We start from the raw sequence: 24,320 nt of genomic DNA on the forward strand, positions 1-24,320 counted from the left end.
ACCGACCCTCCGTCCGACCGCTACGGCTGGTCGGGCGGCGCGAGGCGGTCTGTGTGGCCGGCGAAGGACAGGAACAGGGATCGGCGGCTGAGCAGCCAACGGCCGTCAACCCTGCGGAACGCGTCCTCATAGTGCCCCACCTGGGTGGGAATCCGCGGCGGCACGTAGCCGGCCCCGGTGTGCCCGTCGACGCGGTAGGTCGTGAAGTAGGTGGTCGCGTTCGCCGTGGTGGCAGAGGTGAGCGTGACCACGATGTTCGTGCACAGGCGGCGCGAGAGCCGGTCCGCGGGTCGGGAGCCGAAGTAGGCCCTGAGTGCTTCGTGTCCCTGGGACCTTCGACCGTCGAAGGGCCACTCCCAGACCCCGTCCTCGGTGAAGAGCTCGGCCACGTCGCCGGGGTGACCTAGATCGAGTTCACGGACGAACTCCAGGATCACGCGCTCACAGGCCCGCTCGGCGATCAGGCGGTACATGGGGTCGAGGTCTTCGGTGTCCATAGCCTCTTCCTAGCAGGACGGTGGGAACCGTCACCACTGTGTTCCGGCGTCACACCAAGCCGCCGAACGCCCTTGCGGCTCACGGACGTTGTCGGGGCATGTCGCCGCCTCGTCCGACCCCGACGGCCGTGCCCCGCGCGGGTTCGTCGCCCGGAGTGTGACGACGGGGCCGCCGACGTGGTGGTCGCCGGTCGGGATCCGGCAGGTCCACCGCGCATCGGTCATCGGCGACGGGCTGCCATCCTCGTGCGCCCGTCCGGGGCCGCTGTGCGGGCCGGCGCCTACGACGTCGCGCCGCGCGACCGGGGTCCCGGCGAACCGGCCGCCGCCGTCCGTCAGCCCCGGACGGCCGCCGAGCGGGTGTGCGAGGACGGCCCCCGACCGCCTCCGGGCCGAACCGGCCCGCCGCGCCGACGCCCAGGTCAGCCCCGGCCCGCCCCGGCCCGGCCCGAACGGAACGCCGCGCGCGACGGTCGGGTGCGGAGCGGACCCGTCCGGCCCGGGACGACCGGGGACGACCACGGAGGGCCTGGGACGCACCACGGACGGCCGGGCCCCCCGGGGGACGACCGGAGACGGCTCCGGACGGTCAGGAACGTCCGCGGGCCCCCGCGCCGCACCCCCGGCCGCGGCGAGCCGGACGCCGTCGCGCCGGGTCGGGTGGGGTGGGGTCAGAGTGCCGCGAGGTCCAGGCCGGCCTGGGCGGCCGCGGCCTGCACCGTCTGCTCCAGCAGGACGGCGATGGTCATCGGGCCGACGCCGCCGGGCACCGGGGTGATCAGGGAGGCACGGGCGGCGGCCGACTCGAAGTGGACGTCGCCGACGTTGCCGGCGTTGTAGCCGGCGTCCAGTACGACCGCGCCCGGCTTGATGTCCTCGCCGCGGATGAACTCGGCCTTGCCGACGGCGGCCACCAGCACGTCCGCCTGCCGCACGATCGAGGGCAGGTCGACGGTGCGGGAGTGGCAGTAGGTGACCGTGGCGTTGCGCTCCAGCAGCAGCATGCCGGCCGGCTTGCCGAGGATGGCGCTGCGGCCGACGACGACGGCGTGCTTGCCGGTGAGGTCCACGTCGTAGGCCTCCAGCAGGCGCATGATGCCGCCGGGGGTGCAGGAGACGAAGCCGGGCAGCCCGAAGCCCATGGCGGCGAAGGAGTGCATGGTGACCCCGTCGACGTCCTTGCCGGGGGCGATGGCCTCGAAGGCGGCGCGCTCGTCGATGTGGTCCGGGACGGGGTGCTGCAGCAGGATGCCGCTGATCCGCGGGTCCGCCGAGAGCTCGGTGAGGGCGGCGACCAGTTCCTCGGTGGTGGTCGCGGCCGGCAGTTCCACGTGGCGGGAGGTGATGCCGGCCTTGGCGCAACGGTTCTGCTTCATGCGTACGTAGGTGACGGAGGCCGGGTCCTCGCCGACGAGCACGGTGGCCAGGCAGGGGGCGGTGCCGGTGCGCTCGGTGATCTTCGCCGCGAGGGCGGCGGTCCGCTCCGAGATGCGGCGGGCGACGGCGGTGCCGTCCATCAGCTGGGCAGTGGCAGTCGTCATGGGGTCTCCTGAACGTCGCTGCGGATCGCGGTTCGCCCAGGCGCGCGGCAGTCGACGTACGGAGTACGCCGGGCCGCTCCCCGGTGGTGATCCACCCGAACGCCAGTCACGGCCCGCCGCCCACTGTAGTCGACTTATCCACTGGTTCCCCGGCACCGGAGCTGGGACGATCGAGACATGACGCGCACTTTCGACCATCTCGTCGCCGAGGCCGAATCCGTGTCCGTGGACGGCTGGGACTTCTCCTGGCTCGACGGGCGGGCGACCGAGCAGCGGCCCTCCTGGGGCTACCAGCGGCTCCTCGGCGAGCGGCTGGCCGGGGTGCGCTCCGCTCTGGACATCCAGACCGGGGGCGGTGAGGTGCTCGCCGGATCGGGCCCGCTGCCGCCGCTGATGGCGGCCACCGAATCGTGGCCGCCGAACATCGAGAAGGCGACCCGCCTGTTGCACCCCTTGGGCGCGGTGGTGGTCGCGGACGCCGACGAACCTCCGCTGCCCTTCGGCGACGGGGCCTTCGAGCTGGTCACCAGTCGACACCCGGTGACCATCTGGTGGGACGAGATCGCCCGGGTGTTGACGCCGGGTGGCGCCTACCTCTCCCAGCAGGTCGGCCCGGCGAGCGTCTTCGAGCTCGTCGAGTACTTCCTCGGCCCGCAGCCGGAACACGTCCGGCGCGGCCGGCACCCCGACGACGCGGTGAGCGACGCCACGAAGGCGGGCCTGGAAGTGCTCGATCTGCGTTCCGAACGACTGCGGACGGAGTTCCATGACATCGGAGCCGTGATCTACTTTCTACGGAAGGTGATCTGGATGGTGCCCGGCTTCACGGTCGGGCAGTACCGGGACCGGCTGCGCGAGCTCCACGAACGGATCGAACGCGAGGGCCCGTTCGTCGCGCATACCGCCCGTTTCCTCATCGAAGCCCGCAAAACGGACTGAGAGGAGGGCCTACGGAAAGGCGTTCGCGGAGCGGACGGATCTTCGCCGGATCGGTTGCGCGGCCACAGCGTGGCGCAGGTCACTCAATTCAGCGCGTAACGAATCGACTCGGGCATGCGATGAACCGACAGGTGTCCTCGCGCGGCCCCGGAATACAGACCCCCCTCGGGTCTGTTTCCCGAGTTCGCGCGATGATGTCCCGCTCACCCCTTATCTGTTCGCAACGAGAGGCTCCTTGTGTCGCTCAGCCCGTCCCGTACGTTCCCTCCGGAGATCGCCGAATCGGAGGCCCTCGTCGCGCTCGTCGAGCGCGGCCGCGAGCAGGGTCACATCAACGGTGACGACGTGCGCCAGGCCTTCGAGGCCGGACGCATCCCGGTGGACCAGTGGAAGCGGGTCCTGCGCAGCCTGAACCAGGTCCTGGACGAGGAGGGCGTCGCCCTCCACGTCAGCGCCGCCCCCGCCGCCAAGGCTCCCGCCAAGAAGCCCCGCAAGGCGGCCGCGGCCCCGGCCCGCACCGTGACCAAGAAGGCGGCCGCCGCGCCGCGCCCCATCGGCGCGCGCAAGACGGCGGTCCCGGCCACCGCGGCGGCGATATCCGCTTCGTCGACCGGCGCCGAGGAGGAGGTGGCGGCCGAGGCCGCCGCCGAGCCCAAGAAGCGCACGGTCAAGAAGACCGCCGCCAAGAAGGCGACGGCGACCAAGAAGACCGCCGCCGGCAAGAAGGGCGCGAAGGACTCCGACGAGGGCGAGACCCCCGCCGCCGTGGGCGAGGACTGGGCAGCCGAGGACCTCGCCGACGAGCCGGAGGAGGAGGCCCCCAAGATCGGCGGCACCCAGGGCTTCGTCCTGTCCGACGACGACGAGGACGACGCCCCGGCGCAGACGGTCATGGTGGCCGGTGCCACCGCCGACCCCGTCAAGGACTACCTGAAGCTGATCGGCAAGGTGCCGCTCCTCAACGCCGAGCAGGAGGTCGAGCTCGCCAAGCGCATCGAGGCGGGCCTGTTCTCCGAGTACAAGCTCGAAGAGGAGGAGGACCACAAGCCCGCGTTCAAGCGCGAGCTGGAGATCCTCGTCGAGGACGGCCGGCGTGCCAAGAACCACCTGCTGGAGGCCAACCTCCGTCTCGTGGTCTCGCTGGCCAAGCGCTACACCGGCCGCGGCATGCTCTTCCTGGACCTGATCCAGGAGGGCAACGTCGGTCTGATCCGCGCGGTGGAGAAGTTCGACTACACCAAGGGCTTCAAGTTCTCCACGTACGCGACCTGGTGGATCCGGCAGGCGATCACGCGTGCCATGGCCGACCAGTCGCGCACCATCCGCATCCCCGTGCACATGGTCGAGATCATCAACAAGCTCGCCCGCGTGCAGCGTCAGATGCTCCAGGACCTCGGCCGGGAGCCCACTCCGGAGGAGCTGGGCAAGGAACTCGACATGACCCCCGAGAAGGTCATCGAGGTCCAGAAGTACGGCCGTGAGCCGATTTCCCTGCACACCCCGCTGGGTGAGGAGGGCGACAGCGAGTTCGGTGACCTGATCGAGGACTCCGAGGCGGTCGTACCGGCCGACGCGGTGTCGTTCACCTTCCTCCAGGAGCAGCTCCAGTCGATCCTGGGGACGCTCTCCGAGCGCGAGGCGGGCGTGGTCTCCATGCGTTACGGCCTCAACGACGGCCAGCCGAAGACCCTCGACGAGATCGGTCGCGTGTACGGGGTCACCCGTGAGCGCATCCGTCAGATCGAGTCGAAGACCATGTCGAAGCTGCGCCACCCGTCGCGTTCGCAGGTGCTGCGCGACTACCTCGACTAGGACGTCGGGGAGCCCCGGGACGCCGGAACACCGGCCCCGGGGCGTGCACGGCACGACGAAACCCCGGGGATCCGGCGCGGGCCGCGCCGGATCCCCGGGGTTTCGTCGTGTCCGGCCCCGGTCAGGGAGTGGAGCCGGTCGCGCGGCGGCGGGCGGCCATCAGGGCGTGCACGAGGACGCCCGCGAAGAGGAACAGGACGCCCTGGTAGACGGCCGCGTAGCCGGAGCCCGCGACCAGCCACATGGAGAAGCCGAAGGCCAGGCAGGCCATGACGGCGTCGCGGACCAGGCGGCCCCGCGCGACCTCGTCGGCCCGCCCCGAGGCCAGGAAGTACAGCTGCGCGGCGGTGGAGAGCAGGTACGGGACGGTCGCGGTGAAGGTGGTGACCAGGACCAGCACCTCGAAGACGCCCTCGGAGCCGGCCGTGTAGTTGTAGACGGTGAGGCCGGAGGCCAGGGTCACGGTGACGAGGACGCCCACCACCGGGACGCCGCGCCGCTCGACCGCGAAGGCCTTCGGGAAGAGCCCGTCCCGGGCGGCCGCGTACGGGGTCTGCGCGCTGAGCAGCGTCCAGCCGTTGAGGGCGCCGAGCATCGAGATCACCGCGGCGCAGGCGACGAGCGTGCCGCCCCAGGTGCCGCCGAACATGGCGTTGACGGCGTCGCTGAAGGGGGCCTGTGAGGAGACCAGCTCGCCGTGCGGGACCAGGCCGAACACGGCGAGGGTGCCGAGCAGGTACACGGCGGCGGCGCCCGCGGTGCCGAGGACGGTGGCCCGGCCCACGTTGCGGGCCGGATCGCGGACCTCGCCGGCGCTGACGGCGGCGGACTCGACGCCGAGGTAGCTGAAGAGCAGGATCGCGGCGGAGGCGGAGACCGCGCCGACGGCGCTCTGGTCGCCGGCCCGGAAGGGGCCGAGGTTGGCCGGGTCGAAGAAGAACAGCCCGCCGACGGCGACCAGCAGCAGGGGCAGCAGCTTCAGTACGGTCGCCACGACCTGGACGGCGCCCACGTACCGGGTGCCGGCCAGGTTGGCCAGGGCGGGCAGCCACTGGACGGTCAGGGCCGCCAGGCACAGCGACCAGGTGTGGTCCCCGATCGCGGGGAACAGCACCGTGAGGTAGCCGACGGCCGCCACCGCGAGGGCGGCGTTCGAGACCCACGCGGTGATCCAGTAGCTGTAGGCGGCGAGGAAGCCCGCGAAGTCGCCGAACGCGGCGCGGACGTAGACGTACGGGCCCCCGGTGCGCGGGTGCCGTTCGGCGAGGCGGCCGAAGACCAGGGCGAGGGAGATCGCGCCGAGGGTCAGGAGGGCGAAGGCGACCAGGCTGATGGTGCCGAAGGGCGCCACCGAGGCCGGGAGCAGGAAGATCCCGCCGCCGATGATGTTGCCCATGACCAGGCAGAGGGCGACCGGGAGGCCGAAGCGGGGGCGGTGCGGGCCCGCACCGCCCGGGGCGGTGGGGTCCGTGGGGTCCGTGGTCGCCGCGGGGGCCGTGGCCCGGGTGGTGGTCGGGGCTGCGGTGCTGGTCATGGGTGGTGCGCCTCGGGATGTCTCACATGCTGGGCAGGATGCCCCATGGTCGGGCACCGTGAACTCCGTACCAAATCACCGGGTTTCGTCCGGTGCGGGCACCCCTACGGAAGGAAAGGTTCCGCCCGGTTCGGGCTCCGGCCGGGGATCCTCCGCCTGCCGGCAGGTGAGCGGGACCTGGGGGCCGTCCGCCTCCCGGAGCCAGCGCCGCAGGACGACGTGCACGGCTTCGGCCCCCACCAGCTCCCCGCCCGGATCGGACAGGTCGGTGGGCCACATCAGGAACGGGCGCGCCTGCTCCCCGCCCAGGCCGCCGTGCGAGCCGATCTGCTCCTCGAAGGCGTGCACGGCCCCGGTCACCGGGTCGTACGCCGAGTTGACCATGATGTCGGCCACGTGCGGGAAGGAGTCCGTCCGGCGGACCGCCCCGGCCGCGCCCGGGCCGAACGGCGCCAGCAGCTCCTCCGCCGCGCCCGGTACGTCGAGCCGCGCCGACGCGCCGTGCGGGCCCAGCACCTCGCCGTCCACCAGCAGGAAACCGACCCCGGGGTGGTTGGCCAGGGTGGCCAACAGGGCGGGGTGGGCCCGCTCGATCGCCCGGCGCGTGGCCCGGCCGGGCAGGTCCGGGAAGGAGATCAACGCGAGGTTGCCCGAGGCCAGCACCACCGGGTCGGAGCCCGCCGGCGGCCGGGCGTCCTCGTCCTCGTCCTCCGGCCGGTGCAGGGCCGCCAGCACCGACGCACGGGCCTCGGCCCCGCTGCGCGTGCCGCCGGCCCGCCGGGAGACCGGCAGCCCGCAGCCCGCCCGGACGAGGTCCTTCAGCGTGAGCCCGTAGCGGCCCAGGAAGGTCTCCCCCGGGCTCTGGCCGTGGTCGGAGAGCAGGACGAAGCGGTAGCCGCGCGGGGCGTGCTCGGTGGCCCGGGCGATCAGCGCGAGGCTCCGGTCCAGCCGGGCCAGTACCCGGTCGGTGTCCCCGCCGTGCGGCCCCGAGTGGTGGGCGACCTCGTCGTACGCGACGAGGTCGGCGTAGACGGCGGCGCGGCCCGCCAGGACGTCCCCCATCACCGCCGCGACCACCACGTCCCGCTCGATCACCGTCGCGAAGGCCCGGATCACCGGGTACAGGCCGCCGCGCGCCACCCGCGGCACGGTCCGCCGCGCCCGCGAGCGCAGCGACTGGCCGATCTCACGGCCCACCTCGGCGGTGAAGGACAGGGCGGTGCGGACGGCGTTCGCCGGGTCGGAGAAGTACGCGAAGTAGCCCGCGCGGGAGCGGTTGTCGCGCCCCCGCCGGGCGGCGACGGACAGCACCAGCGCCAGCTGGTCGGCCCCGCCGCCGAACAGGTTGCCCCGGCTGGCGCCGTCGAGGGTGAGGAGCCCGGCGTCCCCGGTGCGGCGCACGGCCCGGCGCTGGAGTTCGGCCGCGCTCGTGGGCCGGTTGCAGACCATCACCTCGCCGGTGTCCTTCTCGTACCAGCGGAAGGCCGGTACGTCGAAGTTGGAGCCGTGCAGGATGCCGAGCTGGCTGGCGCCGGTCTGGCTGGACCAGTCCGTGCGCCAGGGGGCGAGGCGGTGGCTGCGCTCCAGCCAGTCGGCGACGGTCGGCATCAGGCCGTCCGCGGCGGCCCGGCGCAGCACCTCGTACCCGACGCCGTCGAGCTGGAGGAAGACCAGCCCGGGCGCGGCCTCGGCCGCGCCCTCGGTGCCCGTACGGCGCTGGCGGCGGCGCCTGCGGTCGGCGAGCCGGTACAGCCGCCGCCGGTACGCCTCGTCGTCGCGGACCGCGAGGGCGGTGGAGGTGGCGGAGGCCACCGCGGACATCACCGCGGCGACGACGACGGCCGTCTCGGGGGCCGCGGCGCCGCGGCCGTCCGGGATGAGGCTGAGCGCGATCAGCAGGATCGAGCCGTTGAGGAAGAACACGAGCAGCCCGAGCACCAGGGCCGGCACCAGCAGCAGGGCCCGTACGAGCACCGGCCACACCAGCGCGCTCAGCAGGCCGAAGGCCCCGGCGCCCCAGGCGGCGGTCAGCCCGATCCGGGTGATGCTGTCGCTGTCGGAGGACTGGAGGCGGAAGTCGGGCAGGATCCCGGCGAGGACGAGCAGGGTGAGCGTGGACACCGCCCACACGATCACCACCCGCACCAACGCACCGCCCGCGGCCCGCCAGCGCCAACGCCCTCGCCCCACGCCCGTTCTCCGTCTTCCGTCCCGGGCCGCGCCCCGCCGGCGACCCCCCGGCCAGCGTCGCACAGGGCGGTGGGACGGTGCGTCGGACACGGGTGACGCACGGACGTACGGCGAATGGCGGGGGCGGTGGGGGCGCGGGGATGTGGCGCGAGGACCTACGTGCCGTCGTAGCCGGCCGTCGGCATGGAGAGCCGGCGGTGCACCTCGGCCTTCATCGCCGAGGTGTACTGCGGCTCGTCGAGTCCGGCGGTCTCCAGCGGGACGCCGCGTCGCGCGCACTCGGCGGCGAACTCCTCGACCGAGCCGAGCGCCCGGGCCAGGACCCGCGGGTTGGGTGCGACGAACAGGTCGATCCGGCCGTCGTCCACGTCGCACCACAGTCCGCAGTGGTCGGCCCGCAACCCGTAGAACAGCAGGTGTCGGGTGATCACGTAGCCCCGGTCGGCGGCCCAGCGCGCGCACATGGCGTGCTGGCTCCGGGTGTCCACGGCGAAGGGATCGGTGTCGAGTTCTTCGAGCGGGGCCAGGCTGGCGATCGCGGCCACGCGCAGCTCATCCATGGCGCCCGACCCTACTCCGATCCGGGCCCGCGCAGGAGGGGACCGCGAGGATCGGGTCGCCGGATCGGTCCGGGGAGGTCACGTCCGCGCGGATCCCCGCGGTCACCCCTAAGCTCGGGAGGGGGTCGAGGGAGGGAGAGGGTCGCAGTGGCGGTCGAGATCACCTGGTGGGGGCACGCGACGTGCACGGTGCGGGACTCGGGGGTACGGCTGCTGACCGACCCGTTGTTCGCCCGGCGGTTCGCGCACCTGCGGCGGCGGCGCGGGGCGCTGCCGCCGCCCGAGGCGGCCCGGGCCGACATGGTGCTGGTGTCGCACCTGCACTCCGACCACCTGCACCTGCCGTCGCTGGCCCGGGTGCCGCGCGGGACCCGCGTGGTGGTGCCGCACGGAGCGCGCCGGGCGGTGCCGGGGCTGGAGCGGCTCGCGGAGCTGCGTGACCTGGTGGTGGCGGAGGTGGCCCCGGGCGACGAGGTCGCCGTGCGGGACGACGTACGGGTACGGGTGGTCAGCGCGCGGCACGACGGGCGGCGGCTGCCGTTCGGGCCGCACCGGTCGCCCGCGCTGGGGTACGTGGTCGAGGGCGCGTCGCGGACGTACTTCGCCGGCGACACGGGTCTGTTCGACACGATGGCCGAGGAGGTCGGGCCGGTGGACGTGGCGCTGCTGCCGGTCGGCGGTTGGGGCCCGTACCTGGGTCCGGGGCACCTGGACGCGGAGCGGGCGGCGCGGGCGCTGGCGGAGCTGGCTCCTGCCGCGGCGGTGCCGGTGCACTACGGGACGTACTGGCCGATCGGCATGGACGCGGTGCGCCCGCACGAGTTCCACGCGCCGGGCGAGGAGTTCGCGCGGCACGCGCTGCGGCTCGCGCCGAAGGTGACGGTACGGGTGCCGGCGCACGGGGAGCGGGTGCGGCTGCCGTGATCCCGTGGCGGGAGGCGGTGGCGGCCGCCGGTCAGGTGCCGCCGGATGGCACGCAACAGGCGCTCGGTTACCCGGCGTTGTTCGTGTTGGTGGCGCTGGGCGCGTTGGTGCCGGTGATCCCGACGGGGACGTTGGTGAGTACGGCGGCCGTGGTGGCGTTCCATCACCAGGCGCTGCCGTTCGGGCTGTTGCTGGTGTTCGGGGTCTCCGCTTCGGCGGCGTTCCTCGGGGACGTCGCGCTGTACTGGTTGGGCCGGCGCGGGGTGCATTCGCGGGGCGGCTCGCGCTGGCTGGAGTCGCTGCGCGGCCGGGCCACGCCGGAGCGGCTGGAGCGGGCGCGGGCGAAGCTCGACGACAACGGCGTGATGGTGCTGGTGCTGTCGCGGTTGGTCCCGGCGGGCCGGATCCCGGTGATGCTCGCCTGCCTGTTGGCCGGGATGCCGTTGCGGCGCTTCGCCCGGGGCGACGCCCCGGCCTGCCTCGCCTGGGCGGCGACGTACGGGCTGATCGGGATCCTGGGCGGCTCGCTGTTCTCCGAGCCCTGGAAGGGCGTGGCGCTGGCCGTCGGCGTCACGCTGCTGATCAGCGCGGGCCCGGCCGGGTGGCGGCTGGCCCGGCGGTAGGCGTGCCCCGTCGGTCGGCGGCGGGCTCAGGGGCCGGGCGTCCGGTGGGCCCAGGGGCGGACCGCTTCGAGTTGGGCGGCGACCTGGAGGAGGGTCGTCTCCTGGTGTTCCCTGCCGACCAGTTGGACTGCGAGCGGGAGTCCGTCCGAGCCGAAGCCGGCCGGAACCGAAGCCGCGGGGTGACCGGTGACGTTCCACAGGGCGGTGTAGGCGATCATCGGCAGCGAGCGGACCGTCGCGCCGACCGCCCCGACTCCGTCCAGGGCGCCGACCCGTCGGGGCCGGGCGGCCAGGGTCGGGGTGAGCAGCAGGTCGGCCCCGGCGAAACAGCGGCCGGCCCGCTTCGCCAGCCGCTCCCCCGCGCGCACGGCCCGTTCCACCACGGCCTCGGGTGCCAGTCGGGCGAGGCGCAGCGTGCCGCGGGTGCGTCGCTCCAGCAGCTCGGGCCGTTCCACGGCCGCCGCCTCGGCGCGTACACCGCCGCAGAACTGGGCCGCGAAGGCAGCGGTGGTGTCGGGGTAGCGCGGGTCCACCTCCCGGACGTCGTGCCCCAGTTCGCGCAGGATCCGTACGGTGTCGGCGAGCGCGGCGACGTGTTCGGGGTGCGGGCGCACGCCGGGTACCGCGGGGGCGGCCGAGTACCCGATCCGGAGCCTGCCGGGCTCGGTGGACGCGGCGTGGACGAAGCTCGTCGGGGCGGGTCGGGCCGCCCAGCGGTCCCCTTCGGCGGGGCCGCTGAGGACGTCGTACAGCAGGGCGCTGTCCAGCACCGTGCGGGTGAGCGGTCCGATGGTGCCGAGGGCGTACCAGAGGTGCGGGTGCGGAGCGGTGGGGACGCGGCCGCGCTGCGGTTTGAGGCCGAACAGGCCGCAGCAGGCGGCCGGGATCCGGATCGAGCCGCCGCCGTCCCCGCCGAGCGCGGCGCCGGCCAGACCGGCGGCGACGGCGACGGCGCTGCCCCCGCTGGATCCGCCGGTGGTGCGCGCGGGGTTCCAGGGGTTGCGGGCCCAGCCGTGCGCGGCCGACTCGGTGAACGGCCACTGGCCGAACTCCGGCATCGTGGTCTTCCCGATGATCACGGCCCCGGCGGCCCGGAGCCGTCGGACGGCTTCGGCGTCGTGCGGGGCCGGTGTGAGGTTGGCGGCGCCACCGAAGCCGGTCACCTCGCCGGCGACGTCCAGCTCGTCCTTGATCGCGACGGGGACGCCGAGCAGCGGCCCCGCCGCGTCGGGCCCGCCGGCCGCGAGGGCCGCGTCGCGGGTGTCCGCCTCGGCCAGGGCGCGCTCCCCGAGCAGTACGCGGAAGGCCCCGAGGCGGTCGAGCCGCTCGGCCCGGCGCAGGGTCGCCTCCACGAGCCGACGCGCCGACACCTTGCCGGCGCGTACGAGTTCGGCTTGCCGGGCGGCGCCCAGGAACACCAGCTCACGGTCGTCCATCGGTTTCCTTCCGGTCCTGGGCGGTGGTGTTCCTGCTCGCGGTCGGGGTCGGGGTCGGCGCCACGGAGCGCGCCACGCGGAAGCCGACGTCCTCGACCCGGAAGCTCGGGTGGCTGCGGCGGCGCGCGGAGGCCCGGCAGCTCCAGTGCTCGTCGAACCAGCCGCCGCCGCGCAGCACCCGGTAACTGCCGTAGACCTCGGGGTCGTAGAGGTCCCAGCACCAGTTCCAGACGTTGCCGAGCATGTCGTGGAGGCCCCACGCGTTGGGGAGCCGGCCGCCCGCCTCGTGGATGCGTTCGTCCGAGTTGCCGCGGTACCAGGCGATCTCGTCGAGGGGCCCGTAGTGCGGTCCGGTGGTGCCGGCCCGGCAGGCGTGTTCCCATTCGGCCTCGGTCGGCAGCCGGTACCCGTCGGCGGACCCGTCGAGGTCGACGCCCTGGCCGTCGGGGTGGAAGCGGTAGGCGGGCGCCAGGCCCTCGCCCCGCGAAAGCGCGTTGCAGAACCGGACGGCGTCCCACCAGGACACGCTCTCGACGGGCAGCCGGTCGCCCCGGGAGGCGCTCGGGCGCACCCCGGTGACCTGGGCGTACCGGTGCTGGGTGACGGGCAGCGCCGCGATCCGGTACGCCGGGAGGTCCACGGCCCAGCTGCGCCGCGTCCGCCGGTCCGACAGGGTGACCCGCCCCGGCGGGACGTCGATCATCCCGGGTTCCGCACTCGCGTCCATGAACAGGGGATCCTACGACACCAGTTCGGCGTCGGGCGGCGGGCGGTGCGCCGGCTCGGCGGCGGGCCGCGATCAGTCCGCCAGCTCGGCGAGGGCCGAGCCGAGGCCGTCCAGCGCGTTCCGGACGTGCGGCAGGCCCAGCGGGTCCGGGGACTCCAACGCGGCCAGCCGCTGTCGGGGGTCGCCGCCCAGCAGCGGCCCGGTCGCGAGGCGGACCCGCAGCGCGCCCAGGTCGTCCGCGAAGCGCTGGCCGCCGGGGGTCGCCGCGCCCAGTCGGGCGCCGAGCCAGTCCTCCAGTTCCATGGCGTCGCCCACCCCGTGCCGGGCCAGGCCGGCACGCAGCGGCGTCAGGTCGGCGTACAGGTGCCGGCCCGCCTCCGGGGGCCGGGCGAACGCCCCGGCGGCCAGCAGCACCCGGTGCGCGGCGGCGGCGACCGAGCCGTGCAGGGCGGCGGCCGCGTAGGCCCGCGCGGTGACCGCGTCGGGTTCGTCCAGGGCGTGGGCGGCGGCTCCGGCGACGGGGCCCGCGATCAGGGCGCCGGTGGCGGTGAGGATGTCCAGGGTCCGGGCGCGCAGCCAGGTGCCGCGGGGGGTGCCGGGCAGGCGGAGCACGGCGGCCGGCCAGCCGCCGGGCAACAGCGCCCCGGAGAGGTCGACGAGGACGGCGACCTGGTCGGGCAGCATCTCGGCGGGGCTCAGCACCAGCGTGTCGTGGGGCCGGTGGACGGTGTCGCGCCAGCTCTCGTCGCTGACCACGAACAGTCCGGCGGACTCCGCCGCCTCGCAGGCCTCCCGCAGCAGTTCGGGCGGCGGCACGGTCCCGGTCGGGTCGTCGGCCACGGACAGCAGCAGCACCTGCGGGTCGCCGCCCTCGGCGCGGACCCTGCGTACGGTCTCCAGCAGGGCGTAGGGGTCCGGTACGCCGCCGCACTCGGCGGGGGTCGGCACGTGGTAGGCCCGTCGTCCCAGCAGGCGGATCTGCGGGGTCCACCAGGCGGGACAGGGGCGGGGCAGCAGCACGTCGCCGCCGTACGCGCCGAGCAGGGCCAGCAGCAGGGCGGGGGCGCCGGGCCCCGCGGCCACGTTCTCGGGGGCGGTGGCGAGCCCGCGCCGGGCCCAGTGCCCGCAGGCGGCCTCGCGTACGGGCTCCGCGCCGCCGGGCGGTTCGGGGGCGGCCCGGTCCGCGGCGGCCGTGAGGGCCGCGGTCAGCTCCGGGAGAGCGGGTAGGCCGGGTTCCGGGGCGGGGGGCCCGTACCGGACGGGCCCGCGTCCCACGGACACCGGTCCCCAGGCCCGGGCGGTGCCCGGGCCGTGCGTCGTCCCCTCGGCCATCCCCGCCACCGCGTCCGCCTTCCGCCGCCGACCCGTACCTGCCCTTTATACGGCTGTTCGGGCTACCTCGCCCGTCGGCCCGTCCACCGAACACGCCCCGCACGAGATCCCACCGTGCGGCCATCCCATCCCCTTGCCGCACAAGCTGCGTGTCCACATGTCAGAACACAGGTCTCACATGACGGTCGCATCCCCTACCGTGATCAACGACGCTTCGACGAGGAGGGGTTCCGCCATGAACGACACCGCCCGAGCCACCGACGCCCACGCACCCGAGCCCGACGCGGCCCACGAGACGGCCGTCTACACGCACGGCCACCACGAGTCGGTGCTGCGCTCCCACCGCTGGCGCACCGCCGCCAACTCGGCCGCCTACCTGACCGGGGAACTGCGCCCGGGGATGCGGGTGCTGGACGTGGGCTGCGGACCCGGCACCATCACGGCGGACCTGGCCCTGCTGGTCGCCCCGGACGGCCGGGTGACGGCCGTGGACGCGGCGGCGGACGTCGTCGAACAGGCCCGTGCCCACGCCGCCGAACGCGGCCTGGCCGGGGCGATCGACTTCGGCACGGCGGACGTCCACGCCCTGGAGTTCCCGGACGACTCCTTCGACGTGGTCCACGCCCACCAGGTGCTGCAGCACGTCGGCGACCCGGTACGGGCCCTGCGCGAGATGCGCCGGGTGTGCCGGCCGGGCGGCATCGTGGCCGTGCGCGACGCCGACTACGCGGCGATGACCTGGTACCCGGCCACCCCCGGCCTGGCGCAGTGGCTGGACCTGTACCGGCGGGTGGCCCGGGCCAACGGGGGCGAGCCCGACGCGGGCCGGCGCCTGCTGTCGTGGGCGCGCGCGGCGGGCTTCACGGAGATCACCGCGTCCGCGACGGCGTGGTGCTACGCCACCGCCGAGGAGAGGGTTTGGTGGTCCTCCCTGTGGGCGGACCGCACGACGGCCTCCGCCTACGCGGCCATCGCCATGGACGGCGGCCACGCCACCCGCGCCGACCTGGACGCCGCCGCCCACGCCTGGCGCACCTGGGGCGAGGCTCCGGACGCCTGGTTCTCCGTCCTGAACGGCGAACTGATCTGCCGGGCCTAGCACGTCGACCAAAAGGGCCCCACGGGCGGTGCCCGGTGACCCTCGCCCGGCACCCCCGGTACGCGGCCGGTGCCGCCCACGCCCGACCGCGCCGCCCGGTGGTCGAGTTCGTCCGGGCCGAACTCGGCCCCGCGTGAAGGCCCTTCAGGCCGACCCCGCCGGGCCCGACCCGCCCGGCGGGCGCACCCGGAAGTCGTACGCGGGCGGCAGCGGGGCGTCCGTCAGCTCGGCCCAGAGTTCGGACAGGGCCTCCTCGCCCTCGCGCAGGTCCGGGAGTTCGAAGCCGTCCTCGAAGAGCCGGCGGGCCGCGCCGACGTGGCCCTCCGCCGCCAGCAACCGGGCGGCGAGCAGCCTGAACCGGCCCTGCTCGCGCAGCGTCGGGCGGAGCCCGTCCCAGACCTCCCGGGCGGCGGCCGGCCGGCCCGCGGCCAGCAGCGCGGTCATCGCCTCCCGACCCAGGGCGGATTCGGCGGCGGTCCAGGCCTCGCCGCCCCGGCTCCGCTCGACCAGGTCCGCGAAGGCCTCGGCGTACCGGTCGGCGGCCCGCAGCGGATCCCCGGCGAGGGAGTCGGCCACCGCGAGGCAGCGCAGCAGGGGCCAGCGGGAGGGGGCCAGGGTCAGGCCGCGCTCCCAACTCCGTACGGCCTGGGCCACGTCACCGGCGTGCCACTGGGCGACGCCGAGGTGGTACTCGGTGAGCGGGTCGGCGGGGGCCGTCTCCAGCATGTCCCGCCAGTGCCCGGCGACGAGGGCCTCGCCGGGCGGGCCCGCCTTGCGCGGCGCGGGCAGCACCCCGGTGCGCCACAACCGCAGCCAGGGTTCCTGGGCGGCGCCGAGGGTGGATTCCTCGAAGGGGGTGCCGGGCAGGTCGTGGCCCGCGCACAGCACCTCCAGGGCGCCCCAGCCGGAGCCGGTGGCGATCCGCTCCCCCGGTTCGGTGTCGGCGCGGGCCCGCCAGGCCTTGTGGGCGGCGTCGAGGGCCGCGGCCGGTAGGACGGCGTCCAGGGCCTCGGCGGCGGCCCTGCGGGCGGCCGCCCAGTCGGCGCCGTGCACCCGGGCGGGGTCGGCGCTCAGGGGCCCGTACGCCTCCAACCAGCTGAACTCGGCCCCGGGTTCCAGGCGTACGTGTTCCAGTGGGGTGCGGGCCAGACCGGCCCGGAGTTCGGCGTAGCCGCCGGCGCCGGGCCCGGTCAGCCACTCCTGCCAGCGCCGGCCGCCCGCTCCGGCGCCCCACACGAACAGCTCTCGGCCGCGCAACCGGGCGGTGGAGGCCTGGGCCGGCCCGTACCCGTCGGCGTCGAGGGAGGCGATCCAGGGCCGCTCCGCGTCCGCGTCGCGGACCGCGTAGAAGAAGTCGCTCGGGTACTCGCTGCGCAGCGGGTGGGTCCGGTCCTCGCCCTCCCACACGGGTACGGGGACGCGACGCGGGGAGCCCTCGCGGCCGAGGTGCCAGGCTTCGTCGGCGGGGGCGAGGACGCGCGTGCCCGGCTCCTCGGGGACGGCGGCGTTGGACCACCAGGACACGGGCGCGGGGCGTTCGTGCGGGTTGCGGACGCGGACGCCGACGTACAGGAACTCCGAGTCGGCGGGGAGCCACAGGTCCACCTGGAACGGCAGGTCGCGCAGCCGTTCCCATTCCCACATCCGCAGCATCACGCCCCCGTCGGGTGCGGGGACGGGGGCGGCGTGCAGCGGGGAGCAGGACAGGGTGCCGTGTCCGCCGGCGCCGATGCTCCATTCGATGCCGCCGGCGAACCAGGCTCCGTTGAGGGCGAGGTTGGCGGGCTGGAACACCGGATTGCGGTGGAGCAGTTCGCGGCCGGTCGCCAGGTGGACCAGGGAGTGGATCCGGCCGCCGAGTTCGGGCAGCACGGTGACGCGCAGCCTGCCGTTGTCGATGACGACCGATGCGAACTCCCGCTCCGCGCGCTCGCGTCCGTAGCCGTCGCGGACCGGTACGGGCAGCAGCGAGCGCGGCGGCTCGTGCCCGATGCGACGGTCCGTGTCGCGCGGCAGCCCGCCGCGCGCGCGTCGGTCCGGCGCGTGCACCCCGTCGGGGGCGCGCAGGGCGGGAAGGGGGTTGTCGGGACCCAACGGGGCTGCGGGAAGGGTCAGCAGGGCACGTCGGACGGTGGTGGCCATGAGGAAAGGGAACACGCCGGCGCGGTCGGTGCACAGGGGTTCCGCGGATCACCACCGGTCAGGATTACGCAAAGGCGTCCGCGACGAGGTCGGCGAGCAGGGCTCCCGCACGCCCGTCCGGATCCAGGTCCGGGTCGTAGACGGTGACGTTGATGCCGACGCAGCGCGGCGAGCGGGCCAGTACCCCGAGCAGCCCGGCCAGTTCGTCGGGCAGCAGCCCGCCGGGTTCGGGGCTGTCGACGGCGGGCATGACGGACGGGTCCAGCACGTCGGCGTCGAGGTGGATCCAGAAGCCGTCCGTGCGCGGCGGGTGGAGTCCCTCCAGCGCGGCCCGGGCCATGGCGGCGGCGCCCCGCTCGCGGATGTCCCCGACGGTGGCGGCGGTGATCCCGGCGGCGCGCAGTTCGGGGAGGTCGGCGTCGCCGTCCCGGAGCCCGAACAGGCGTACGTCTTCCGTGCGCAGGTAGGGGCCGAGGCCTTCCAGGTCGCTCAGGTCGGCCTGGCCGCGGCCGGTGGCCAGGGCGAGTTCCTCGCCGGCGGCGGCGCCGACGGGCCCGTTGACGGCCTCGTTGCCGGGGTGGCGGAAGTCGGCGGACCCGTCGATCGCGGCGAGGCCGTAGTGACCGATGCGGCGCATGGCGAGGGCGGCGCCGAGTTGGACGGAGCAGTCGCCGCCGAGGACGACGGGGAACTCGCCGGCCCGCAGGTGCTTCTCGACGCGGTCGGCGAGGACGGTGGTGTATCCGGCGAGCGCGGCCGCGTGGAAGACGCCGTCGCCCTCCCGCCAGTCGCCCCGGTCGTAGCGGGGCGGGACGACGACCCCGCCCTCGCGGGCGCCGAGCCGGTGCAGCAGCCCTTGCTCGCGCAGCGCGCCGGCCAGTTTGTAGACGCCGGGCACGGCGCCGGGCGCGGGCGGTCGCAGGCCGAGGTTGGAGGGGGCGTCGAGCAGGACGAGGCTTCTCATGAGCCCATCCTGGGCGACGCGGCCTCCGTCGTCCCGGGATTCGTCCGACCGGGTTCGACGGCGGTGACGGCCCAGCGTTCGTGGTCGCGCCAGGCGCCGTCGACGTGCAGGAAGTCCGGGGAGAACCCCTCCAGACGGAAGCCGCGGCCCCTGACCAGGGCGATCGAGGCGGCGTTGGCCGGCTGGATGTTGGCCTCCAGGCGGTGCAGCCCGAGGCCGCCCCGGTCGGTGGGGGCGAAGGAGTGCTCGACGGCCAGGTCGAGGGCCTCGCCCATCACCCCGCGTCCGGCGGCGTGCGCGAAGGCCCCGTAGCCGAGGGCGCCGCACCGGAAGGCGCCCAGCACGATGTTGTTGACGTTGACGAAGCCGGCGATGGCGCCGGTGGCGAGTTCGCAGACCAGGAACCCGGCGCGACCCTCGTCGCCCGCGAGGCGGGCCGCCCAGGGCTCGTACTCGGCCACGGTGACGGGCGGGAACAGCCAGGGGTGGTGCAGGTGCCGGCTCTCGTGCGCGCGGGCGGTGAACTCCGGTCCGTCGGACGGGCGGAAGGGCCGCAGGCCGACCGCCGGACCGGTGACGACGTAGTGCGAATGTTCCATCGCCCCAGGCTAGGGGCCGGAACGGCATCCTCCGGTGATCGTCACCGAGGGCGTTTTCGTCCTGCCGGCCGCCGCCGCCCGCGTCACGTCGGGCGGCGGCGCCGGCCCAGGGCCAGGTAGGCCCCGCAGAGACCGCCGAGCACCGCCGTGCTCAGCAGCGCCACCCACAGGGGCATCGTGACGATCGGGACCAGCAGCCGGATCTCCGTCGACCGGGTGTTCTCGAAGATGAAGACGAGGGTGAGGACCGCGAGGGCGAGGAAGCCCACGCGGGCCGGGGTGAACGTGCCGCGGCCCTGGGAGGAGGCGCCTTTGGGGGCTTGGTGGGTCATGGGCCCATGATCCGCCCGCGGGGCGGTCGGCGGTCAGCTGTGGAGGGCCAGACGGGGGACGTCGTCCCGGTCGATCCCGAAGACCTGCGCGTACAGGGACAGCTCCGCCTCCAGGGCCGTGACCATCGTCTCCGCGCGTCGGAAGCCGTGGCCCTCGCCCTCGAAGGTGAGGTACGCGTGCGGTACCGGGCGGCCCCGCAGCGCGGTCAGCAACCGCTCGGCCTGGGCGGGCGGACAGACCGGGTCCTCCAGCCCCTGGAGCAGCAGGAAGGGGGCGGTGATCCGGTCGGCGCGGGCCACCGGGGGAGCGTTCGCGGCAGCGCAGGGCCAGGGTCTGTCCGCGTCCGGCCAGGCCGTCGGTGTAGTGGGATTCGAGGTCGTGGGTCTCGGCGGCGAAGCCCCGCAGGTCCAGGACCGGGTAGATGATCGCGGCGCAGGCGTAGAGGTCGCCGGCGGCCAGCGAGGCGGCCGCCGTCCAACCGCCGGCGCTGGCGCCGCGGACCGCGAGCCGGGCGGGGTCGGCGGTGCCCTCGGCGGCCAGGGCGCGGGCGACGGCCGCGCAGTCCTCGACGTCGACCACCCCCCACTGTTCGCGCAGCCGCTCGCGGTAGGCGCGGCCGTACCCGGTGGAGCCGCCGTAGTTCACCTCGACGACGCCGATGCCGCGCGAGGTGAAGTAGGCGATGTGCAGGTCCAGGGCGGGCGGCACGTGGTCGGTGGGGCCGCCGTGCGCCCACAGCACGTACGGGGGCCGTTCGGCGGCCGGGGCCCGTACGGCGGGGTGGTGCGGCGGGTAGACGTGCGCGTGGATCTCCCGGCCGCCCGGGCCGGGGAAGGTCCTGGTCTGCGGCTCCGGGTAGTGGGCGGGGTCCACGGGGTCGGTGGCGTGGGCGCCGACGACGCGGGCGCGGCCCGTCGCGGTGTCCAGTTCGACGACCTCGTAGGCGCTGCGCGGGCTCGCGGCGACCCCGTAGACGCGGGTGCCGCTGACGGCCAGGGTGGGCTGCCAGGCCGTCCAGGGGCCGGCGACGTCGACGAGGTCGCCGCTGTCGGGGTCGAGGACGCCGAGCACCGAGGAGCCGCGGCCGTGCAGGACGGCGAGCGGGCCGCCGCCGGACCCGTCGGCGCTGGAGCCGGGCAGCGGCGCCAGCCAGCTCAGGCCGGGCTTCCACAGGGCGCCGCCGAACTCCTCCTCGCGGGCGCACAGGTTGACCGCCCCGCCGCCCCCGGTGTCGACCCGGTACGGGTTCCACCAGCCGCTGCGGTCGCTGACGGCGAGCAGGCTCCCGTCGGCCGCCCACGCCACCTGGGCCACGGCCTCGTCGGGGCCGCCGAGGACGGTGCGGGGCGCGCCCAGCGCGCCGTGCGGGGTCACGTCCGCGAGTTGCAGTTCGGTGCCGTCCCAGGGCATCCGGGGGTGGTCCCAGACCAGCCAGGCGGCCCGCCGCCCGTCGGGGGACAGCCGGGGCCCGGTCCGGAAGCGGTGCCGGTCGTCGGTGAGCTCCCGTACGGCGCCGCGGTCCGCGGCGGCCGAACCGTCGATCGGTACGGCGACGGTCACCCGGCGCACGTCGCCCGGCCCGGGGCCGGTGAACTCCTCCAGCACGCACCACACCTCGGCGCCGCGCAGCACCGGGTCGGCCCAGCGCAGGCCGCCCCCGACCGTGGAGAGGGGGGTCAGGGGGCGCGGGCCGGTGCCGGCGGATGCGTCGGGTTCGTACGCGTACATCCGCTGGTCGGCGTGGTGGACGAACACCACGAGCGGTCCGCCGGTCGGCCGTTCGGCGCCCGCCCAGGGCAGGCCGCCGTACTCGGTGAACCGGCTGCGTACGTTCCACGGGGCGGGCAGCACGGACCGGGCGGGCCGCCCGTCGGCGGGGCGGCGCACGAGGGTGCGCCGCCCGCCCTCCCGCGGGCGGGGCTCGGTCCACCACACCTCGGCGCCCACGGCGCCCAGGTACTCGGGGCGGCCGTCGTGGGAGGCGGCGATGGCCGCGTCGATCGGGGAGGGCCAGCTGCCGTAGGGCAGGTCCGGGCCGGGGACGGCCGTCACCGGGCCCCCCTCACAGCGCGCGCAGGGCGCGGTCGAGGACGCGGACGCCGAAGTGGAGGGCGTCGACGGGAACCCGTTCGTCGACGCCGTGGAAGAGGGACCAGTAGTCGAAGCCGGGGGGCAGTTTGAGCGGGGAGTAGCCGTAGCCGGTGATGCCGAGCCGGGAGAACTGTTTGGCGTCGGTGCCGCCGGCCATGCAGAAGGGGACGACGTGTCCGTCGGGGTCGAAGTGCTCGACGGACTCGCGCAGCACGGCGAAGGTGCGTCCGTCGACGGGGGCTTCGAGGGCGACCTCCCGGTGGTGGAACTCCCAGTGCACGTCGGGGCCGGTGAGTTCCTGGAGGGTGGCCATGAACTCGGCCTCCCCGCCGGGCAGGATGCGTCCGTCGACGTAGGCGGTGGCGTGGCCGGGGATGACGTTCAGCTTGTAACCGGCGCTGAGCATCGTTGGGTTGGCGCTGTTGCGGACGGTGGCGTCGACGAGGGCGCCGACCGGGCCGAGCCGGGGCAACAGGGCGTCGACGTCGAAACCGGCGGCCCGGGGGTCGACCGACAGACCTTGCAGGGCGGCGAGTTCGGTGATGCAGGCGGTGACGGTGTCGGTCAGGCGGACCGGCCATTCGTGCGCGCCGATCCGGGCGACGGCGGCGGCGAGCCGGGTGACGGCGTTGGCCCGGTTGGGCTTGGAGCCGTGGCCGGTGGTGCCGTGCGCGGTCAACTTCAGCCATGCCGTGCCGCGTTCGCCGGCCGCGATCGGGTAGAGGGCGCGACCGCCGCCGGCGTGCACGGTGAAGGCGCCGGACTCGCTGAGGCCCTCCGTGCAGCCCTCGAAGAGGTGCGGGTGGTGGTCGGCGAGGAATCCGGACCCGTCGACGGCGCTGTCCTCCTCGTCGGCGGTGTAGGCGATCACGATGTCCCGGCGCGGCCGTACGCCCCGGCGCGCCCAGGCCCGTACGAGGGCCAGCAGCATCGCGTCCATGTTCTTCATGTCCACGGCGCCCCGGCCCCAGACCACCCCGTCCCGGACCTCGCCGGAGAACGGGTGCACGCTCCAGTCGGCGACCTCGGCGGGGACCACGTCGAGGTGGCCGTGGACGAGGAGGGCCGCGGCGGTGGGGTCGGTGCCCGCGAGGCGGGCCACCACGTTGGTGCGGCCCGGGGTGCGTTCCAACAGGAGGGGTTCCAGCCCGGCGCCGGCCAGCCGCTCGGCGACGTATTCGGCGGCGGGACGCTCGCGGCAGTCACCGCCGCCCCGGTTGCTCGTGTCGATGCGGATCAGCGCGGAGGTGAACTCGACCACCTCGTCGAACGCCGTTCCGTCCAGTGCCCCGTTGCCCTCGGCCGCCGCGCGCATGTCAGCCATACTGCTCCTCCACGGCCGCCGAGACGACCGTCGTGACCGTCTTGAAGGTGCGGATCCCCTCGTACATGGTCCCGCTGGTGTAGGCGACGCGGCGCTCGCCGGAGCGTTCGACGCCGGGGACGACGGCGGCGGCGAGCGACAGGTGTTCGGCGTCGAACTCCACCTCGACGGTGAAGGGGCCGCCGCGCACCGGTTCGTGGCGGACGGCGAGCCGCGCGGCCTCGGCGGCGGCGGCCCGGATGTCGGCGGCGGTGCGGGCGGGGGTGCGGCACACGGCCGCGTAGCGCGACACGTGGTCCTTGACGGCGACGGTGATCGCGTCCGGGGCGTAGCCGGCCGCGTCGACGCAGGTCAGGTCGTCGCCGGTGACGAGGATGACGGGGACACCGTACTCGGCGACGACGTGGGCGTTGAGCGTGCCCTCGCCGGCCGGCAGGCCGTTCAGCCAGACCCCGGTGATGGAGTTGGCGAGGTAGGTGTGGGCGAGGACGCCCTCGGCGCCGGCGCCGGTGTGGTAGCCGACGAAGGCGATGCCGTCGATGTCGCCGCGCTGGACGCCCTCGACCATGGAGAGGTTCTTGTGGCGGCCCGTGAGCAGTTCGGCGCGGGCGTCGAGCTTCTCCAGCAGCAGGTTGCGCATCGTCGCGTGGGCCTCGTTGATGAGGACCTGGTCGGCGCCGCCGTCGTAGAAGCCGAGTACGGCGGCGTTCACGTCCGAGGTGAGCAGGCCGCGGCAGCGTTCCCACTGGGACGCGCCGGGCAGGACGTCCTCGGGCCAGGTGACGCCCGTGGCGCCTTCCATGTCGGCGGAGATGAGGATCTTCATCGGGCCCCCGGTGGGTCGGGTCGCGGATCGCCCACCCTAGGCCGTCTCCTGCGGATCCCGCCCGATCCACGCCGCCCGACCCACGCCGCCCGACCCACGCCGCCCGGCACCGCGGGGAGCGGAGGCCGGCTCCGGGGGGCGCCTGCGGTCCGGGACCGGCCGGGGTTCCGGCGGCCGGGGGCCGCCGGAATTCCACCCGAACCGGTGAGCCGCCGGGGGCGGCCCGCCAACGGCCGCGCTCAGTTCTCCACTTCTCGGGCCAGGTTGTCGAGGAAGGTGTCGTAGATGCGGCCGAGGCCCTTGGGCGCGAAGGTGCGCTCGAAGAAGCCGCCGATGCCGCCGGCGCCGTTCCAGACGGTGCTGGCCACGACCTTGGACTTGCCCTCGCCGGCCGGGGTCACGGTCCAGGTGGTGACCATGGAGGAGTTGCGGTCCTTCTCCACGAGCTGGCCGTTCGTGGGCTCGGTGACCTCCAGCAGGCAATCGCGCACGCGCTTGCTGGTGGCCTGGAGCTTCCAGTGGACCAGGGTGCCCTCGCCGTCGCCGCCCTCGCGGACCTCGTACTCGCTGAAGTGCTCGGGGAGCAGCTTGCCGCGGGAGCCGCTGTAGTCAGCCAGCGTGTCGAACACGGTCTCCGCGTCGGCCGCGATGATCCGCTCCGTGGTGGCCTCGACCTGCGCCATACCTGTTCCTCCCGCAGTTGTGATCGCTCGTCACGGCGAAGCCAACCACCTCCGGCCCGGGCACCCAAATCCGGTCCGCCCGGCCACCGGCCCGTGCGGGCCGCAGGTGCCGGTCCGCACGATCATGGGAACGTTTGTTCTATT

General features: G+C 74.8%; 20 protein-coding genes, 1 pseudogene and 1 riboswitch. Of the genes and pseudogenes, 5 read left to right on the forward strand and 16 right to left on the reverse strand.

Annotated features, from left to right (window positions below; translation table 11 throughout):
• Positions 1-20: 20 nt before the first annotated feature.
• Both ACZ4XJ_RS05395 and ACZ4XJ_RS05400 read right to left on the reverse strand, forming a co-directional pair.
• Positions 21-497, reverse strand: coding sequence for a nuclear transport factor 2 family protein (locus tag ACZ4XJ_RS05395; RefSeq protein ID WP_468495381.1), 477 nt, complete (start codon positions 495-497; stop codon positions 21-23).
• A 671-nt stretch (positions 498-1,168) separates the two neighbouring features.
• Positions 1,169-2,038: a bifunctional 5,10-methylenetetrahydrofolate dehydrogenase/5,10-methenyltetrahydrofolate cyclohydrolase gene (locus ACZ4XJ_RS05400; protein WP_468495382.1), complete on the reverse strand. Its 870-nt coding sequence runs from the start codon at positions 2,036-2,038 to the stop codon at positions 1,169-1,171.
• Between the two features lie 27 nt (positions 2,039-2,065).
• Positions 2,066-2,158, reverse strand: a riboswitch (ZMP/ZTP riboswitch).
• 57 nt (positions 2,159-2,215) lie between these two features.
• On the opposite strand from ACZ4XJ_RS05400, the gene ACZ4XJ_RS05405 reads away from it, so the two are divergent.
• Positions 2,216-2,977, forward strand: a complete 762-nt coding sequence (locus tag ACZ4XJ_RS05405) for a methyltransferase domain-containing protein (protein WP_468495383.1) — start codon at positions 2,216-2,218, stop codon at positions 2,975-2,977.
• 237 nt (positions 2,978-3,214) lie between these two features.
• Positions 3,215-4,789 carry an RNA polymerase sigma factor gene (locus ACZ4XJ_RS05410; protein WP_362884242.1) on the forward strand — a complete coding sequence of 525 codons (1,575 nt, stop codon included), beginning with the start codon at positions 3,215-3,217 and terminating at the stop codon, positions 4,787-4,789.
• A 121-nt stretch (positions 4,790-4,910) separates the two neighbouring features.
• Here the strand turns inward: ACZ4XJ_RS05410 and ACZ4XJ_RS05415 are convergent, their stop codons facing one another.
• The 3 genes from ACZ4XJ_RS05415 to ACZ4XJ_RS05425 all read right to left on the reverse strand — a co-directional run bounded on the left by ACZ4XJ_RS05415 (position 4,911) and on the right by ACZ4XJ_RS05425 (position 9,073).
• The gene (locus ACZ4XJ_RS05415; protein ID WP_468495384.1) at positions 4,911-6,323 is read right to left on the reverse strand and encodes an amino acid permease; all 1,413 of its coding nucleotides are present in this window, start codon (positions 6,321-6,323) and stop codon (positions 4,911-4,913) included.
• A 75-nt stretch (positions 6,324-6,398) separates the two neighbouring features.
• On the reverse strand, positions 6,399-8,513 hold the full coding sequence (locus ACZ4XJ_RS05420; protein ID WP_468495385.1) for a phage holin family protein: 2,115 nt from the start codon (positions 8,511-8,513) through the stop codon (positions 6,399-6,401).
• A 155-nt stretch (positions 8,514-8,668) separates the two neighbouring features.
• Positions 8,669-9,073 (reverse strand): hypothetical protein, encoded by a 405-nt coding sequence (locus ACZ4XJ_RS05425; protein ID WP_362882262.1) that lies wholly within the window; start codon positions 9,071-9,073, stop codon positions 8,669-8,671.
• 147 nt (positions 9,074-9,220) lie between these two features.
• Here ACZ4XJ_RS05425 and ACZ4XJ_RS05430 point away from each other — a divergent pair, with 147 nt between their 5' ends.
• Both ACZ4XJ_RS05430 and ACZ4XJ_RS05435 read left to right on the forward strand, forming a co-directional pair.
• A complete protein-coding gene (locus ACZ4XJ_RS05430; protein WP_362882261.1) occupies positions 9,221-9,997 on the forward strand; it encodes an MBL fold metallo-hydrolase in 777 nt (258 codons plus the stop codon).
• Positions 9,994-10,620: a DedA family protein gene (locus ACZ4XJ_RS05435; RefSeq protein ID WP_468495386.1), complete on the forward strand. Its 627-nt coding sequence runs from the start codon at positions 9,994-9,996 to the stop codon at positions 10,618-10,620. The genes ACZ4XJ_RS05430 and ACZ4XJ_RS05435 overlap by 4 nt, the downstream gene beginning before the upstream one ends.
• 26 nt (positions 10,621-10,646) lie before the next feature.
• Here ACZ4XJ_RS05435 and ACZ4XJ_RS05440 read toward each other — a convergent pair whose 3' ends face one another.
• The 3 genes from ACZ4XJ_RS05440 to ACZ4XJ_RS05450 form a co-directional block, all read right to left on the reverse strand.
• Positions 10,647-12,056 (reverse strand): amidase, encoded by a 1,410-nt coding sequence (locus ACZ4XJ_RS05440; protein WP_468495387.1) that lies wholly within the window; start codon positions 12,054-12,056, stop codon positions 10,647-10,649.
• Complete coding sequence (locus ACZ4XJ_RS05445; RefSeq protein ID WP_468495388.1) at positions 12,043-12,783, reverse strand: formylglycine-generating enzyme family protein; 741 nt, start codon at positions 12,781-12,783, stop codon at positions 12,043-12,045. The genes ACZ4XJ_RS05440 and ACZ4XJ_RS05445 overlap by 14 nt, the downstream gene beginning before the upstream one ends.
• Positions 12,784-12,855: 72 nt before the next feature.
• Positions 12,856-14,115: an aminotransferase class I/II-fold pyridoxal phosphate-dependent enzyme gene (locus tag ACZ4XJ_RS05450; RefSeq protein WP_362882254.1), complete on the reverse strand. Its 1,260-nt coding sequence runs from the start codon at positions 14,113-14,115 to the stop codon at positions 12,856-12,858.
• 235 nt (positions 14,116-14,350) lie between these two features.
• On the opposite strand from ACZ4XJ_RS05450, the gene ACZ4XJ_RS05455 reads away from it, so the two are divergent.
• A complete protein-coding gene (locus ACZ4XJ_RS05455) occupies positions 14,351-15,214 on the forward strand; it encodes a methyltransferase domain-containing protein (RefSeq protein WP_362882252.1) in 864 nt (287 codons plus the stop codon).
• A gap of 144 nt (positions 15,215-15,358) precedes the next feature.
• On the opposite strand, the gene ACZ4XJ_RS05460 is transcribed toward ACZ4XJ_RS05455, so the two are convergent.
• The 8 genes and pseudogenes from ACZ4XJ_RS05460 to ACZ4XJ_RS05495 form a co-directional block, all read right to left on the reverse strand.
• Positions 15,359-17,356 (reverse strand): DUF5107 domain-containing protein, encoded by a 1,998-nt coding sequence (locus tag ACZ4XJ_RS05460; RefSeq protein ID WP_468495389.1) that lies wholly within the window; start codon positions 17,354-17,356, stop codon positions 15,359-15,361.
• Between the two features lie 64 nt (positions 17,357-17,420).
• Positions 17,421-18,320 carry an arginase family protein gene (locus ACZ4XJ_RS05465; RefSeq protein WP_468495390.1) on the reverse strand — a complete coding sequence of 300 codons (900 nt, stop codon included), beginning with the start codon at positions 18,318-18,320 and terminating at the stop codon, positions 17,421-17,423.
• Positions 18,317-18,919 (reverse strand): GNAT family N-acetyltransferase, encoded by a 603-nt coding sequence (locus ACZ4XJ_RS05470; RefSeq protein ID WP_468495391.1) that lies wholly within the window; start codon positions 18,917-18,919, stop codon positions 18,317-18,319. Before ACZ4XJ_RS05470 ends, ACZ4XJ_RS05465 begins: the two co-directional genes overlap by 4 nt.
• A gap of 83 nt (positions 18,920-19,002) precedes the next feature.
• The gene (locus ACZ4XJ_RS05475) at positions 19,003-19,251 is read right to left on the reverse strand and encodes a LapA family protein (protein ID WP_362882245.1); all 249 of its coding nucleotides are present in this window, start codon (positions 19,249-19,251) and stop codon (positions 19,003-19,005) included.
• Between the two features lie 33 nt (positions 19,252-19,284).
• Positions 19,285-21,304: pseudogene (locus ACZ4XJ_RS05480) on the reverse strand (prolyl oligopeptidase family serine peptidase).
• Positions 21,305-21,314: 10 nt separating this feature from the next.
• Positions 21,315-22,658 (reverse strand): M20/M25/M40 family metallo-hydrolase, encoded by a 1,344-nt coding sequence (locus ACZ4XJ_RS05485; RefSeq protein WP_468495464.1) that lies wholly within the window; start codon positions 22,656-22,658, stop codon positions 21,315-21,317.
• Position 22,659: 1 nt separating this feature from the next.
• Positions 22,660-23,493: a M55 family metallopeptidase gene (locus ACZ4XJ_RS05490; RefSeq protein ID WP_362882239.1), complete on the reverse strand. Its 834-nt coding sequence runs from the start codon at positions 23,491-23,493 to the stop codon at positions 22,660-22,662.
• Between the two features lie 239 nt (positions 23,494-23,732).
• The gene (locus ACZ4XJ_RS05495) at positions 23,733-24,176 is read right to left on the reverse strand and encodes an SRPBCC family protein (protein ID WP_468495392.1); all 444 of its coding nucleotides are present in this window, start codon (positions 24,174-24,176) and stop codon (positions 23,733-23,735) included.
• Positions 24,177-24,320 lie beyond the last annotated feature (144 nt).

The sequence above is a fragment of the Streptomyces sp. NPDC029836 genome (assembly GCF_055574495.1).